Below are 15,311 nucleotides of genomic sequence, written 5' to 3' on the forward strand. Positions count from 1 at the left end.
TATGACGACGGCTCCCGGTTCTTCCCCCTCGCGCCCCCGCCTCACATCCCTCGCAGAGATCACGGAGCACCTGCGGAACGACCCGCAACCCTTCTTCTACGTGAGCCGATCCGCGACGAACCTGCTCGGCGTCGACCGCTGGGTCGGTGGGTTCCGCTACATCTCGCTGCGCGACTCCTGGGACGGCGCCCACCCGCGAGCCTTCGCCCCCACGAACGTGCCCGACATCGAACCCCGCGGCAACATCAACATCGTCAACTGGTTGCTCAGCAACGAACAGGTGCAGCGCTACATCGCCGAGCAGACCCCCGCCGGCCTGCGCCCGAAGATCGTGATGGCAATGTTCGATGAGCGCAGCGAGCGCATCTGCCGCGAACTCGGCTACGATATCGCGATGCCCGAGGTCGCCCTGCGCAGCCGCCTCGACTCCAAGATCTCCACCACGCAGCTCGGCAACGACGCGGGCGCGTTCAGCGTGCCCAACATCCTCACCACGATCACCGGCTGGGACGACCTGCGCAGCCAGGCACGCGACGCCGGGCTTGGCGAGCACCTGGTGATCCAGCTCCCCTACGGCGATTCCGGCCGCACCACCTACTTCGTCTCCTCGCACGCCGACTACGAACGCGTCGCAGCCGCGATCACAGGCCCCGACATCAAGGTGATGCGACGCATCGCGCACCTACCGCTTGCCGTGGAGGCCGTGATCACCGCCGCCGGCACCGTCACCGGCCCGGTGCTGCGCGAGATCACCGGCCACCCCGAGCTGACCGCGTACCGCGGCGGCTGGGCCGGCAGCGAACTCTACCCCTCCCTACTCGGCGACGACGCCCGCAACCGCACCCTCGACCTCGTCGAACGCTTCTGCAACCGTCTCGCCGCAGAGGGCTACCGTGGCATTCTCGAGGTGAGCGTGCTGCTCGACACCGACACCGACGAGGTGTATCTCGGTGAACTGAACCCGCGGATCAGCGGATCGTCACCGCACTCGAACCTCACCCCGCACGACACCACACTGCCGCTCTTCGCCTACCACGTGCTCGAGTTCTCAGACGTCGACTTCGACCTCGACCTCGCACAGATCAAGGCGGAGCGCGCTGCCGCGCTCGACAACGAGACCTGGAGCACACTCGTGATCCAGTACCCCGGCCCCGACACCGACCGCGTCGTGGAGGCCCCCAGCACCGGGCGCTACCGGGTATCGCAGGACGGCTCCCGCCTCGACTTCATCGCGGCAGACCTCGACTGGCAGGCGCTCCAGTCGCCCGACGAAGTCTTCTGGATGCGCGCCGTGGGCGTCGGCGACTACCGCGGACGCGGCCTCGACCTCGGCATGCTCATCACCCGCACTCGCGCGCAGGAGCAGCATTACGCCCTCACCGAACCCACGAAGCGCCTCATCCCGGCGGTGCAGGGACTCTACCGCGGCACGCGCGTGCCGACGGCCAAGGTGTACTGGCGCGCCGGCATGCGCAAGCTGCGGGAGATCACTCAGCGGTCGCGCTGAGCGTCGACCTCGCCGTGTCGCCCACGGCCACAATCGTGAGCGGACGAGCCGCAAGATCGGCGGCGATAGCACGGATGTCGTCTGCGGTCACCGCTGCGAAGCGCTCCAGCGAGGCGTCGAGATCGTACAGCTCACCGCTGCCGAGCTCCGCCCGTGCGAGACGTCCCATACGGGTATCGCTGTCTTCGAGCGCGAGCGCCGACGACCCCGCAATCTGCCCGAGCGCACGTTCGCGCTCTTCCTCGGTGATGCCGCTCTCTGCGATCCGCTGCAGTTCGAGACGGCTCAGCTCCACCACCTCTGAGGCCCTCTCGGGCGCGCAACCGGCGTACATCCCGAAGAGGCCGGCATCGCTGTAGCTCGCGCCGAACGAGTACGCCGTGTAGGCCAGGCCGCGCTTCTCACGGATTTCCTGGAAGAGCCTGCTCGACATGCCCCCGCCCAGCACCGAGTTCATGACACCGAAGGCGAATCGACGCGGATCATTGGCGCGCAGACCCTCAGCGCCGATCAGTAGATTGATCTGCTCGCTCGGACGCGCAGTGATGTGCACGCTCGGCTCGGTGCCGCGCTCGGCAAGCGACGCGAGCGAGGCCGCGCGATCCGCCGCCCCTGCCTGCACGCGGCGCACCGGAAGCGCCGAACGGCCCGTGTGCCAGCGATCTTCAGGCGAGAGATCGAGGGCCGAGAGCACCTGCTCCACGAGCTTGTCGTGGTCGACGGCCCCGGCAGCCGTGATGACGAGCGTGCTGGGGTCGTAGCGGTGACGGTAGTGCGACGCGACGTCGTCTCGTCGAGCGGCACGGATGGTTTCGGGCAGGCCTCCGATGGGGCGGCCGAGCGGGTGCTCCCCCATCACCGCCTCGAAGAACCGCTCGTTCGCGACGTCGGCGAGATCATCAGCGGCCATCGCGAGCTCCTCGAGGATCACACCCCGCTCCATCTCGAACTCGTCGACGTCGAGCACCGAGCTCGTCACCATGTCGGCGAGCACGGTCACCGCACCCTCCAGATCGGCGTCACGCACCTTCGCGTAGTAGCAGGTGTACTCCTTGGCCGTAAGCGCGTTGTGTTCGGCCCCGATGCGGTCGAAGCTGGTAGCGATCGAGTAGGCGTCGCGTGTCGGCGTGCCCTTGAACAGCAGGTGCTCCAGGAAATGTGTCGAGCCGAGACTGCCGGGAGCGTCATCGCGCTCGCCCTGCTCGTCGCGCGAACCGACGCCCACCCAGAAGCCGATAGAGGCGCTGCGGGCGCTCGGCATGCGCTCAGTGAGCACGCGCAGGCCACTGGGGTGCACAGTGCGCCGCACGACGCCTCCGGCGAGATCGGTTTCGAGTTCCGGCTGATCAAGCGGCAGCAGAATGGGTTCGCGCATCCTGACAGCCTATGCCCTCGTGCACCGCACCTCTGCCGCCCAGGCTGCACGTCGCCGAGAATGGCGAAGAACCGCCTCTCAGCAGCGCCTCACTCCCCCATCAACACGGAAGCGCCCGCCGAGCCTGAGCTCGACGGGCGCTTCGTGATCCGCACCGGCACTGCCGGGCCGCAGAGGGTTACTCTGCAGCGGCCTCCTCAGCGGGGGCCTCAGCGGCGGACTCTTCGAGCACCGGCTCGAGCGAGAGCTTGCCACGATCATCGACCTTCGTGATCTTCACGAGGATCTTCTGACCGACGGAAAGCACATCGTCAACGCTCTCGACACGCTTGCCACCGGCGAGCTTGCGCACCTCGCTGATGTGCAGCAGACCGTCCTTGCCGGGAAGCAGCGACACGAAGGCGCCGAAGGCGGCGTTCTTCACCACGGTGCCGAGGTACTGCTCGCCCACCTCAGGGTTCTGCGGGTTCGCGATGGCGTTGACCTGGGCGCGAGCGGCCTCAGCGGAGGGGCCGTCGACGGCGCCGATGTACACGGTGCCGTCGTCGTCGATCGAGATGTCGGCGCCGGTCTCGTCCTGGATGCCGTTGATCGTCTTGCCCTTGGGGCCGATCAGCTCGCCGATCTTGTCGACGGGGATGTTCACCGTGATGACGCGGGGCGCTGTGGGCGCCATCTCGTCGGGGGTGTCGATCGCCTGCGAGAGCACGTCGAGGATGGTGGTGCGAGCTTCCTTTGCCTGCGACAGCGCACCAGCGAGCACGTCGCTGGGGATACCGTCGAGCTTGGTGTCGAGCTGCAGCGCGGTCACGAACTCCGAGGTGCCTGCGACCTTGAAGTCCATGTCGCCCAGTGCGTCTTCGGCACCGAGGATGTCGGTGAGGGTTGCGTAGCGGGTCTCACCGTCGACCTCGTCGGAGACGAGACCCATGGCGATGCCTGCGACGGGCGCGCGCAGCGGTACGCCGGCGTTGAGCAGCGACAGCGTCGAAGCGCAGACCGAGCCCATCGAGGTCGAACCGTTCGAGCTGAGCGCCTCGCTCACCTGGCGGATCGCGTAGGGGAACTCCTCGCGGCTGGGCAGCACCGGCACGAGCGCGCGCTCGGCGAGGAAGCCATGGCCGATCTCGCGGCGCTTGGGGCTGCCAACGCGGCCCGTCTCACCAGTCGAGTAGGGCGGGAAGTTGTAGTGGTGCATGTAGCGCTTGCTGCTGGTGGGCGACAGCGAATCGATCTGCTGCTCCATCTTCAGCATGTTCAGCGTGGAGACGCCCAGGATCTGGGTCTCTCCGCGCTGGAAGATCGCCGAACCGTGCACGCGCGGGATCACCTGGACCTCGGCGTCGAGCGCACGGATGTCGCGCAGACCGCGACCGTCGATGCGGGCGCCCTCAGACAGGATGCGACCGCGCACGATCTTCTTGGTGACCGACTTGTAGGCGGCAGACACCTGGCCCTCGATCGTGGCAGGCAGTTCGCCGGCCTCGATCTTGGCTGCGATGGCCTCCTTGACGCGGCTCTTCAGCGCGTCGTCGGCGTCCTGGCGCTCCTGCTTGTCGGCGATCTGGTAGATCGCGGTGAGCTCGGCCTCGGCGAGCTCGGCGACAGCGGCGTAGGCCTCGTCGGTGTAGGGCAGGAATACGGGGTACTCCTGGACCTCCTTTGCGGACTGCGCGGCGAGCTGCTCCTGCGCCTTCACCAGCTGGGTGAGGAAGGGCTTCGCGGCTTCGAGGCCCTGGGCGACGACGGCCTCATCGGGCTTCGTGGCGCCGGCCTGGATAAGGTTCCAGGAGCCCTCGGTGGCCTCGGCCTCGACCATCATGATCGCGACATCTTCGGTGCCGTCGGCCTTGGTGATCACGCGACCGGCGACCATCAGGTCGAAGACGGCCTCCTGCAGCTGTTCGGCGTTGGGGAATGCCACCCACTGGTCGCCGATGAGCGCGAGGCGCACGCCTGCGATCGGGCCGGAGAAGGGCAGGCCCGAGATCTGGGTCGACGCCGATGCGGCGTTGATCGCGAGCGCGTCGTAGAACTCGCCGGGAGCGATCGACAGCACGGTGACAACGATCTGCACCTCGTTGCGGAGGCCGTCGACGAACGACGGGCGCAGCGGGCGGTCGATGAGGCGGCAGACGAGGATCGCCTCGGTCGAGGGGCGGCCCTCGCGGCGGAAGAACGAGCCGGGGATCTTGCCTGCGGCGTACGAGCGCTCTTCGACGTCGACGGTCAGCGGGAAGAAGTCGAAGTGATCCTTCGGCTGCTTCGATGCGCTGGTGGCCGAGAGGAGCATCGTCTCCTCGTCGAGGTATGCGGCGACGGCGCCCTGCGCCTGCTGCGCGAGGCGACCGGCCTCGAAACGGATGGTGCGCTTGCCGAACTTGCCGTTGTCGAGCACGGCCTCGGCGAACTTGATTTCAGGACCCTCCACGGGTTCTCCATTCACTTGCGAGAGCGCGTGGCGGCAGCTCGAGACGCTGCGAGCGGTGCTGCGCAGACCCGGGTGCTGATGTTCAGTAGAAGACCACCCCGGTTCTGCGGCCCGCGCAGGGGCCGGCGGGGGGATCCACCACCGAAGACCAGCCCGCCGACCGACGCGCTCGGTTCTTCATTGAGGCGGGCAGATGCCCGCACACCAAGGTTATCACCGGTGCTTTGAAAAGGCTCGGGATCGCGTGTGTTCTGCACGCTCGCCGCTCCGAGGCCCGTGGCGGGCACCGGCGAGCCCCGCACCGAGCTACCTGTAGAAGCCCTCGCGCAGATTGATGCCGTGCTCCAGCCAGGCCTTCATCGCGGCCAGCATGCCCGTCCATCCCATGCAGTTGCCGAAGGCCCCCACTGCACCGCCCGGTGTGGAACGCCACGCACGCTCCGTGATCCGCACCTCGGTGCGTGCGCCGTCATCGACTGAGCGGAACACAAACTCGACCTCGGTGCCCCGCGGGTCGAGCGTCGCGGCGGAGTCTCCCGCCCATCGCAGGCGGATGCGGGCGGGCGGCACGGCCTCGATGATTTCGACGGGGAACGCGCCGGGAGAATCGGCGAAGTTCCAGCGCACCGTCGCGCCGGTCTCGATGCGGCCGATGGCTCCACCGGTGGTGAAGTAGCGGCTGAGAATCTCGGGGTCGGCCACAGCCTCGTAGACCTCGGCCGGCGGTCGGGCAATGAAGCCGAACACGGTGAAGTCGAGTTCGGCGAGGCCGTCATCCATACTCATGCCCCGACTCTACGCCGCCGCTGCGCAAGCGTCACCCCCTCACCTTCCTCTCCCGGCCCCTACTTGCTTCCTTCCCCACGGAGGCATCCGTCGAGAGGCGAAAAAAGCGCCGCAACCCGCCTACTAAGCCGCCAAATCCTCCACTCGGCGAGGTGGATCCCGGGGCCAGCAGGGGGCCAGGCGAGAGACGGCAGGCTGCATAGCGGCTCGCGGCGGGCAACCCCGGGCCTCTGACCACGCGCCTACTGCGCGATGGCCCCGTTCGTGCGCTTACTGCGCACCGGCACCGTTCGTGCGCCTACTGCGCGATGGCACCGTTCGTGCGCTTACTGCGCATCGATGCTGATCGTGCTGAGGGTCTCTGCCCCGATCGCACCGCGCAGCGCGCCGATGAGCGACTCCTCCACGGGGGCGTCGACCGAGAGCACCGACAGCGCGGTGCCCTTCTTCTCGTCGCGCGCGATCTGCAGGCCGGCGATGTTCACGCCGGCCTCGCCCAGGATGCCGCCGTAGGCCGCCACGATGCCGGGGCGGTCGACGTAGCTGAACACGATGAGGTGGTCCGAGAGCGGCAGTTCGAGCTCGTAGCCGTTGATGCCCACGATCTTCTCGATCTGCTTCGGGCCGGTGAGCGTGCCCGACACCGACATCTGGGTGCCATCGGTCAGCGATCCGCGGATCGTGATGACGTTGCGGTAGCTCTCCGACTCGGCATCAACGGTGAAGCGCACCTCGACATCGCGCTGCTCGGCGAGAAGCGGTGCATTCACGTACGACACCGGATCGCTCACGATCTTCGAGAAAATGCCCTTGAGCGCAGCCAGACGCAGCGCGTCGACGTTGTGCTCGGAGAGTTCACCGTGCACCTCGATATCGAGCGACGCGATCGCGGTGCCCGCAAGGCCCGCGAACACCTGGCCGAGCTTTTCGGTGAGCGGCAGGCCGGGGCGCACATACTCGTCGATGGCACCGCCCGCGACGTTGACGGCGTCGGGCACGAGATCGCCGGCGAGGGCGAGACGCACCGACTTCGCGACCGAGACGCCCGCCTTCTCCTGAGCCTCTTCGGTCGAGGCGCCGAGGTGAGGCGTCACGTTCACGTTCGGCAGGCCCGTGAGCGAGGTGTCGGCCGGGGGCTCCTGCATGAAGACGTCGAGTGCGGCACCGGCGATCTCACCGGCTGCGAGCGCGCCGACGAGCGCGGCCTCGTCGATGAGGCCGCCGCGGGCGACGTTCACCACGTAGGCGGTATTCTTCATGGCGCGCAGCTGCTCGGCACCGATCATGCCGAGCGTTTCGGGGGTGCGCGGCATGTGGATGGTGAGGAAGTCGGCACGCTCGACGAGCTCGTCGAGCGTCACGAGCTGCACGCCGAGCTGCTGAGCGCGGGCCGCGGTCACGTAGGGGTCGAAGGCGATGAGCTCGACGCCGAAGCCGCGCAGGCGCTCGGCCACGAGGGCGCCGATACGGCCCAGGCCGACGATGCCGATGGTCTTCTCGTACAGCTCGGTGCCGGTGAACGACGAGCGCTTCCATTCGCCGGCCGAGAGCGAGCCGTGGGCGCGCGGCAGGTGCCTCGCGAGGCCGAGGATGTGGGCGACGGTGAGTTCTGCTGCGCTGATGATGTTGGAGGTGGGCGCGTTAACCACCATCACGCCGGCCTGCGTGGCCGCTTTGATGTCGACGTTGTCGAGGCCGACGCCCGCGCGGGCGACCACCTTGAGATTGGGGGCCCAGCCGAGCGCTTCCGCGTCGATCTGCGTGGCCGAGCGCACGAGCACCGCGTCGGCGGTGGCGAGGGCGGCGCGCAGGGCGTCGCGATCAGTGCCGTCGACGTGCACCACCTCGAAGTCGGGGCCGAGAGCGGCGATGGTGGCGGGAGACAGTTGTTCGGCGATCAGCACGACCGGCGCAGACATCAAGCGGATCCTTCGGGTCAGCGGCAGGAGATTTCCGGCCCGACACGCGGAACCGGATTTCCATCCTATCCTGCCGCACCAGCTCGGCTGCGGCCCGAAGCCGCCCCGCGTCATCCCGCGTCATCAGGGCGCGCGGCAGCAATCGCGGTGCTGCGCCGGGATGGGGCGGCGGATCCGGATCCGCCATCCCATCATCAGCAGAGAAGCGACCGCTCGCTTAACCGAAGAAGCTCGACTGCGGCACGAGGTGCAGCACTTCGAGCTGCACCGCCGCAACCAGGCCGAGCCCGGCCGCGATCACGAGCAGTCGCGGGCCGGCGGTGCGGCCCTTGCCGATCAGCAGGGCGAGCGCGTAGACGAGCACCGGCAGGGCAATGCCGAACACGAGCCAGAACCAGCCGGCACCCGAGATGCCGAGCCCCATCGAATCGGCCATCTGCGGCAGCAGCACGGCGTTGCCGATCGCCGCAATGACGGTGTAGATGTAGAGCGCGGTGAGCAGCGCAGCGGCCGCCCACACGGTGATGCGCCGGACCATCAGGCTCCTCCTCCGAAGACGGGCAGGGGTAGCAGCACGACGGCCCCGATCACGATCCAGATCGTGAGGCGTCGCATGCCGGCCCCACGACACAGCACCATTGCCGCAGCGAACCAGAGGATCGGGGCGAGCGGAGCCGCCCAGAACACGATCTGCTGCAGCACGGCGCCGAGCGATCCGCTTGATTCTGCAACCGAGGCGTTCTGGCCCGCGTAGAACTGGGCCCAGCTGAGCCAGATCCAGGCGTAAAGCAGGTAGAGACCGCCGAAGACGCCCAGCAGCACGAGCGCAGCGTTCGACAGTTGTGCCGGGGGTGCGTCAGCCTCCGAGTCAGCGGCGTCGACTGAGCCGTCGTCGATTCCGCTGCCCGCGGCTTCGCTCGGGGTGTCGTCTGCTGCGGGTGCGTGATCCGCTGCGGGAAGCGGATCGGCGTGCACCGTCCATCCGCTCGCGATGGCGCTCTCGCGCTCCTCGCCGTCTGGTTCTGCCATGACCACCAGCCTAGCGAGCGGAGTCTCGGAGCATGCCGAATGCGCACTCCCGCCACAGGGCGCATGCGGTACCGCCCGTAGGATGAGTGCGTGACCGCCCACCGCTTCGATCTCGACCGCATCGGCGCAGGGCTCCCGGTGGCGGCGGCGCACACCGCCATCGGAGAGGCCGCGAGAAGCGGGGCGTGCGTCATCACCGCACCGCCCGGCACCGGCAAGACCACCTATGTGCCACCGCTCATCGCGAACCTCACCGCCGCGAACGGCGGCGGGCGGGTGCTACTGACGCAGCCACGCCGGGTAGCGGTGCGGGCAGCGGCCCGGCGGATCGCGGCACTCGATGGCGGCGGCGACCTCGGCGGCAATCTTGGCGGCACCGATCTCGGCGCAGTGGGCTTCACCGTGCGCGGCGAACGACGCGTCGGCCCGCGCACCAGGCTCGAAGTGCTGACACCTGGTGTGCTGCTGCGGCGTCTCATCGCCGACCCCGCGCTCGAGGGTGTCGACGCGGTGATCCTCGATGAGGTGCACGAGCGCTCCGTCGACGGTGACCTCCTGTTGGGGCTGCTGGCCGAGGTACGGGCACTGCGCGATGATCTGCGCCTGGTCGCCATGTCGGCAACGCTTGATGCCCGCGGGATCGCCGCACTGCTCGGCACTGACGGCGCCCCGGCCCCCGTCGTCGATATCCCGTCTCCGTTGCATCCGCTGCGCATCGACTTCGCGCCCTTCGAGGGCGCCAGGCTCGATGACCGGGGCACGACCCGCCCGTTTCTGACGCACCTCGCCGCTGTCGCCGCGGCGGCGCAGGCCGAGCAGGGCTGCGATGCGCTCGTGTTCGTGCCCGGTGCCCGCGAGGTCGACGAGGTGGTGCGGCTGCTGCGCGAGCAGCAGCGGGGCGGCAGCCCTGTCGAGGTGCTGCCCCTGCACGGCCGCATTTCGGCGCGGGATCAGGATCGCGCCGTGCGCGGTCGCGGCAGCGGCGATCCGCCCCGCATCGTGGTGAGCACCTCGCTGGCCGAGAGCTCGCTCACCGTGCCGGGGGTGCGTCTTGTCATCGACTCGGGCCTGGCGCGCGAGGTTCGCCGCGATCGTGCGCGCGACATGACCGGGCTGGTCACCGTAAGCGCTTCTCGCGCGAGTGCCGAGCAGCGGGCTGGCCGCGCTGCTCGGCAGGGGCCGGGCCGGGCGGTGCGCGCCTACTCGGAGACTGATTTCGCGCGCATGCCGGCCGCGGCGGTCCCCGAGATCGCCTCCGCCGACCTTGCCGATGCGGCCCTGCTGCTCGCCGCGTGGGGCACCCCTGGCGGGGTGGGCCTGGCGCTGCCGACAGCGCCGCCGGCTGCAGCGATGTCTGCTGCCGGCGAGGTGCTGCGCACCCTCGCACTTGTCGATGCGGCCGGACGCATCACCGCGACGGGTGAGCGCGTGGTGCGGATGCCTGTGGGGGCGCGCGAGGCACGGGCGCTGCTCACCGGGGCCGAAGTGCTCGGCGACGCAACCACGGTCGGTGAGATCGTGGCGGCGATGTCGGATGATCACCGGGCTGTCGGCGCGGATCTCACCGGGCTGCTGCGCGAGCTGAGCGCGGGGCGGCATCAGGGGGCGGATCGCTGGCGCCGGGAGGCCCGCCGCCTTGCCGGCATTGCGGGCGGCGACGCGGCTCCCACCGCAACCACGACTAACGCAGGCGCTACCGGCGCGGCGGCAAACCGCGCGACGCCGCCGGGATCCGCCCCCGGCATCGTTACTGCACTGGCCCGCCCTGAGTGGATCGCGCGCCGCACCGGGGAGCACTCCCGCAGCTATCTGCTCGCGAGCGGCACCCGGGCCGCACTCCCCGAGGGCAGTGCGCTGCTCGGCAGTGAGTGGATCGCGGTGCGCGAGGTGCAACGGGCCGCTGGGCGCGCCGCCGACGGCACGGGCGCCGTGATCCGCCTCGCCGCACCGCTCGACCCCGATGATGCCTTGCGCATCGGAGACGCGCTGCTGCTGACCGAGCGAGTTGCCCGCGTCGATGCCGGCCGTGTGCGGGTGCGAGAACAGCGCAGGCTCGGCGCCATCACACTCTCGTCGCTCCCCGTCGCGGCGACGCCCGATGATGTGGGGCCGGCGCTCGCCGCGCACCTGCGCGAGCACGGGCTTGCCGCGCTCGATTGGACCGAAGCGGCGGCCTCACTGCGCAACCGTCTCGCCCTGCTGCACCGTGAACTCGGCGAGCCGTGGCCCGCTGTCGACGACGAGGCGCTGACCGCGCGCATCGAGGAGTGGTTGGGCGCAGACCTGGCACGGCTCCGCCCGGACGCCTCGCTGCGCGGCATCGACGTTGCCACAGCGCTGCGTCGTCTGCTGCCGTGGCCCGAGGCTGCGCGCTTCGACGAGTTGGCGCCCGAGCGCCTGACGGTGCCATCCGGCTCGAGTGTGCGCATCGCCTATCCGGAGGCGTCGGCTGACCCTGCCGCGCGGCCCGTGGTCGCGGTGAAGCTGCAGGAGGTGTTCGGTCTCGCCGCCACCCCGCGCATCGCGGGTGGCAAGGTGCCGATGCTCTTCCACCTGCTCTCCCCCGCCCGCAGACCGCTCGCGGTCACCGACGACCTTTCATCGTTCTGGAACGGCCCCTACGAGCAGGTGCGGCGCGAGATGCGCGGCCGCTACCCGAAGCATCCGTGGCCGGAGAACCCCTGGGAGGCAGAGCCGACGGCGCGCACGACGCGCGCCACCAAGCGGTGACTGCGGTGAGGTCACAGCGCCGCGGCACTGGTTCTCCCTCGCAATAGCGAACGGGCCCGGAGCCACTTCGAGATGATCGAAGCGGCCCCGGGCCCGCGGGTGCGCTGCGGCTTAGCGCAGCGCGTTCTGCTTCCGGGCGCGACGCACGAACAGTGCGGTCGCACCGAGCAGGAGCAGCGCGGCCGAGCCGATCGCGGGGCCGGCGATGGAGCCACCGGTCTTGGCGAGCGGAGCCGAGGGTGCTGCCTTGGAGCCGGTCGAACCGCCGGGCGTGGGCTTGGGCTTGGGCTGGGCAGGATCCACTCGCGCCGTGGGGATCTGATCCTGTGAGGGGTCAGACGTGACCGGCGAGACGGTGCCACCGGCGAGAGCACGGGTCTGCAGCGTCAGTGGCTTGCCGTTGAGGTCGCCGGGCACGGTGGTGTACTCCACGGAGCACTCGATCGACTGGCCGGGCAGCAGCGGGTTCGGCGTTGCCGGGCAAACGGGGGTGCCGATCTTGCCTGCACCACTGAAGCTGGTGATCTCAACGCCGGGGTCGGTCAGCGACACATTGCCGTTGTTGGTCACGGTGAAGCTGTAGCGCACGCGCTGACCGGCGCGATCGATCTTGGTGGTCTCGGTGGTCTGCACGAGTTCGAGCTCGGGAGCATGCTCGATCGTCAGCTCGGTCTTCGAGGGGCCACTGGTGACGGGGCCTGGAAGCGTACCGCCTGCGGGGACACTGCCCGTCGCGGTCGCGGGGCTCAGCACCGAACCGCGGTCGATGTCTTCCTGGGTGAGCTCGTAGTCGGCGGTGCATACCGATTCGGCGTTGACGGCAAGATCCGTGGGCAGCGCGGGCGTGCAGCTCAGGTTCTTGAGCACACCGGATCCGCCGAAACCGCTGGTGTCGAGGGTGACCCCGGTGAGGGGCTCGGTGCCGGAGTTCTTCACCGTGAAGGTGTAGTCAAGCCGCTGCCCGGCGCGATATGCATCGGAACCCGCAGGCGACACGGTCTGCTTAACGGTGAGCTTGGGTTCAACGACAACGAGAGTTCCTCCCGTGGCACGGTCGACGAGGTTCGCCGACCCCGAGGTCAGCTCATCGGTGGTGAACGGGAAGCTTCCCGTCGTCTCAGGGGTATAGGGGATCTTGATCGTGCACACGCCACCGCGAGCGACATCGAGCTTGCTCGCGTCAACGACGCCTCCGGTGAGCGTGACGCTGGTCGCGGTGCCGCAGTTCTCGAGGACCGGCTGCGTGCCCGCGGGGAGTTCGAGCCACGCGGGCAGCTTGTCGGTGAATTCCAAGCCCGTGAATCCGACCTGGCCTTCGACGTCTGGGTTGGTGATCGTGTAAGTGAGGTACGTGGTCTCGCCCACTCGAAGCGGCGCGGGTGCGAAGCTCTTGGTGAGGTTCGAGGTGGGGTACGACAAGTACCAACCCCAGCCGTCGTTGGCGTCGATGGTCTCGCTGACGCTCACCTTACTCACGGCGCCCGGGCCGATGCTGAAGGAGCCGCAACGCCCGTTGCCGAACGAGCCGTCGTTTCCTTGACACCACACGGTGCCGGTGTTGGCCCGAACCGTGTTGATCCGTCGAGCCGCTTCATCGACCTGCAGCACATCATTCTTACTCAAGGTCGAAATCCGCAGTGGCTCGCTGGCTTCGTTCGACCCAGAAATATCGATCTTGACATTGTCGACGTTGACGATGTGGTAGAGCAAGCCCTGAACGGGTTTCGAGAAGGTGAGATCGTAGCTGACACGCCCTGCTCGGCTCTCCCGAGACGCGAGCGGGACGTCATTCGTGGGCGTCGGCGTGAGGAACGCAGTGCTGTTTGCTGCGCCTCCAGGGAACGAGTTGCTTTGCCAGCTGTTCAACTGGCCGGTGTTGTTCGTCACAGAGGTGATCCGCTCTGTAGCGGTGATGGCGTCTGCACCGACTCCAAATGTGTAGCCGCGCGCTTGACCGACCGAGATTGCACCACTCGTCGGCCCGGCGGGCACCGCCCAGATCTGATTCGCCTGGGGAGCGGCTTCGGCGGACGTCTCCCCCGCGGCGGTGGTGACAACCGTCAGCCCACTCACGGCAAGCAAGCCCGCCAGGCCCAGGGCACTGAGTCGGGCAAGCTGCGAACGACTGCCGGGTTCTCGATTTACGCGCACACGCACTCCTGTTGACTATCTCAAAAGCATTAGCCGGAGGCGTCTCAGCGCACGGGTCAAGAAAAATACGCGACCCGCAAGTTGCACCAATACACCCAGGCAATTCCTCATTTCAACGTAGTCGGCAGCAATCAGCGGGTCGGGTCCGCCTCCACATTTTCACCCTGGTTTTCATCCCCGCTTCACCCACCCAGTTGCTCCCTTCCTCGCGGCGCACACACAAACACCGCAGGCACCCGGGGAATCCCCGGGTGCCTGCGGTGGTGTGTGACGCTGAAGCGGCGTCAGGCCGGTTCAGCGTCGCAACGCGCAACCGATTCGGCTGCGCAACGGATCAGCGGGCGGCCGAACCGTCGGTGTAGTCGTCGTCGCTCTGCTGCCATGCGAAGAGCTTGCGCAGCTCGGCACCGGTCTTCTCGATGGGGTGCGACTCGGCCTTGGCGCGCAGCTGCTGGAACTCGGCGCCGCCGTTGTCCTGATCCTCGATGAAGCGCTTCGCGAACGCACCCGACTGGATGTCGGCGAGCACGGCCTTCATGTTCTCCTTGACGGAGGGGTCGATGACGCGGGGGCCGGAGACGTAGTCGCCGTACTCGGCGGTGTCGCTGACCGACCAGCGCTGCTTGGCGATGCCGCCCTCCCACATGAGGTCGACGATGAGCTTGAGCTCGTGCAGCACCTCGAAGTAGGCGATCTCGGGCTGGTAGCCGGCCTCGGTGAGGGTCTCGAAGCCGTACTGCACGAGCTGCGAGGTACCGCCGCAGAGCACGGCCTGCTCGCCGAACAGGTCGGTCTCGGTCTCTTCGGTGAAGGTGGTCTTGATGACGCCGGCGCGGGTGCCACCGATTGCCTTCGCGTACGACTTCGCGGTCTCCCAGGCGGTGCCGGTGGCGTCGACCTCGACGGCGATGATGTCGGGGATGCCACGGCCGGCCTCGAACTCGCGGCGCACGGTGTGGCCCGGAGCCTTGGGGGCGACGAGGATCACGTCAACGCCTGCAGGTGCCTCAATGTAGCCGAAGCGAATGTTGAAACCGTGTGCGAAGGCGAGGGTCTTGCCCTCGGTGAGCTTGTCCTTGATCTGCTCGTTGTAGATCGCACGCTGGTGCTGATCGGGAGCGAGGATCATGATGAGGTCTGCCCACTCAGCAGCATCGGCAACAGTCTTGACCTCAAAGCCGGCCTCTTCAGCCTTCTGGATCGACTTCGAGCCTTCCTTGAGCGCGATGACGACCTCGACGCCCGAATCGCGCAGGTTCATTGCGTGGGCGTGGCCCTGCGAACCGTAGCCGACAACGGCGACCTTCTTGCCCTGGATGATCGACAGATCGGCGTCGGCATCGTAATACATCTCAGCCACTTGGGACTCTCCTTGTGTTGTGT

General features: G+C 68.3%; 9 protein-coding genes and 1 pseudogene. 2 read left to right on the forward strand and 8 right to left on the reverse strand.

The features are described from left to right. The first annotated feature begins 1 nt into the window (after position 1). Positions 2-1,507 (forward strand): biotin carboxylase, encoded by a 1,506-nt coding sequence (locus WFI54_RS03465; protein WP_336651392.1) that lies wholly within the window; start codon positions 2-4, stop codon positions 1,505-1,507. Here WFI54_RS03465 and WFI54_RS03470 read toward each other — a convergent pair. From WFI54_RS03470 to WFI54_RS03495, 6 genes are all read right to left on the reverse strand, one after another. After that, positions 1,488-2,882, reverse strand: a complete 1,395-nt coding sequence (locus WFI54_RS03470) for a M16 family metallopeptidase (RefSeq protein ID WP_336651393.1) — start codon at positions 2,880-2,882, stop codon at positions 1,488-1,490. The two genes, WFI54_RS03465 and WFI54_RS03470, sit on opposite strands and share 20 nt — an antisense overlap. A 178-nt stretch (positions 2,883-3,060) precedes the next feature. Then, entirely contained in the window at positions 3,061-5,313 is a 2,253-nt protein-coding gene (locus tag WFI54_RS03475; protein WP_336651394.1) for a polyribonucleotide nucleotidyltransferase, read from the reverse strand. 306 nt (positions 5,314-5,619) lie between these two features. After that, positions 5,620-6,099 carry an SRPBCC domain-containing protein gene (locus WFI54_RS03480; protein WP_336651395.1) on the reverse strand — a complete coding sequence of 160 codons (480 nt, stop codon included), beginning with the start codon at positions 6,097-6,099 and terminating at the stop codon, positions 5,620-5,622. Between the two features lie 326 nt (positions 6,100-6,425). Continuing rightward, the gene (gene serA, locus WFI54_RS03485; RefSeq protein ID WP_336651396.1) at positions 6,426-8,018 is read right to left on the reverse strand and encodes a phosphoglycerate dehydrogenase; all 1,593 of its coding nucleotides are present in this window, start codon (positions 8,016-8,018) and stop codon (positions 6,426-6,428) included. A gap of 217 nt (positions 8,019-8,235) precedes the next feature. Continuing rightward, entirely contained in the window at positions 8,236-8,556 is a 321-nt protein-coding gene (locus tag WFI54_RS03490) for a hypothetical protein (RefSeq protein ID WP_336651397.1), read from the reverse strand. After that, positions 8,556-9,047 carry a hypothetical protein gene (locus WFI54_RS03495; RefSeq protein WP_336651398.1) on the reverse strand — a complete coding sequence of 164 codons (492 nt, stop codon included), beginning with the start codon at positions 9,045-9,047 and terminating at the stop codon, positions 8,556-8,558. The genes WFI54_RS03490 and WFI54_RS03495 overlap by 1 nt, the downstream gene beginning before the upstream one ends. 90 nt (positions 9,048-9,137) lie before the next feature. Between WFI54_RS03495 and hrpB the strand changes: the two genes are divergently transcribed. After that, on the forward strand, positions 9,138-11,777 hold the full coding sequence (gene hrpB / locus WFI54_RS03500) for an ATP-dependent helicase HrpB (protein WP_336651399.1): 2,640 nt from the start codon (positions 9,138-9,140) through the stop codon (positions 11,775-11,777). Between the two features lie 111 nt (positions 11,778-11,888). Here hrpB and WFI54_RS03505 read toward each other — a convergent pair whose 3' ends face one another. Further along, complete coding sequence (locus tag WFI54_RS03505; RefSeq protein ID WP_336651400.1) at positions 11,889-13,928, reverse strand: DUF7507 domain-containing protein; 2,040 nt, start codon at positions 13,926-13,928, stop codon at positions 11,889-11,891. A gap of 334 nt (positions 13,929-14,262) precedes the next feature. Then, a pseudogene (gene ilvC, locus WFI54_RS03510) lies at positions 14,263-15,306 on the reverse strand (ketol-acid reductoisomerase); the annotation flags it as partial. Positions 15,307-15,311 lie beyond the last annotated feature (5 nt).

It is taken from the genome of Leucobacter sp. MMO-125, assembly GCF_037148395.1.
Lineage (GTDB): Bacteria > Actinomycetota > Actinomycetes > Actinomycetales > Microbacteriaceae > Leucobacter.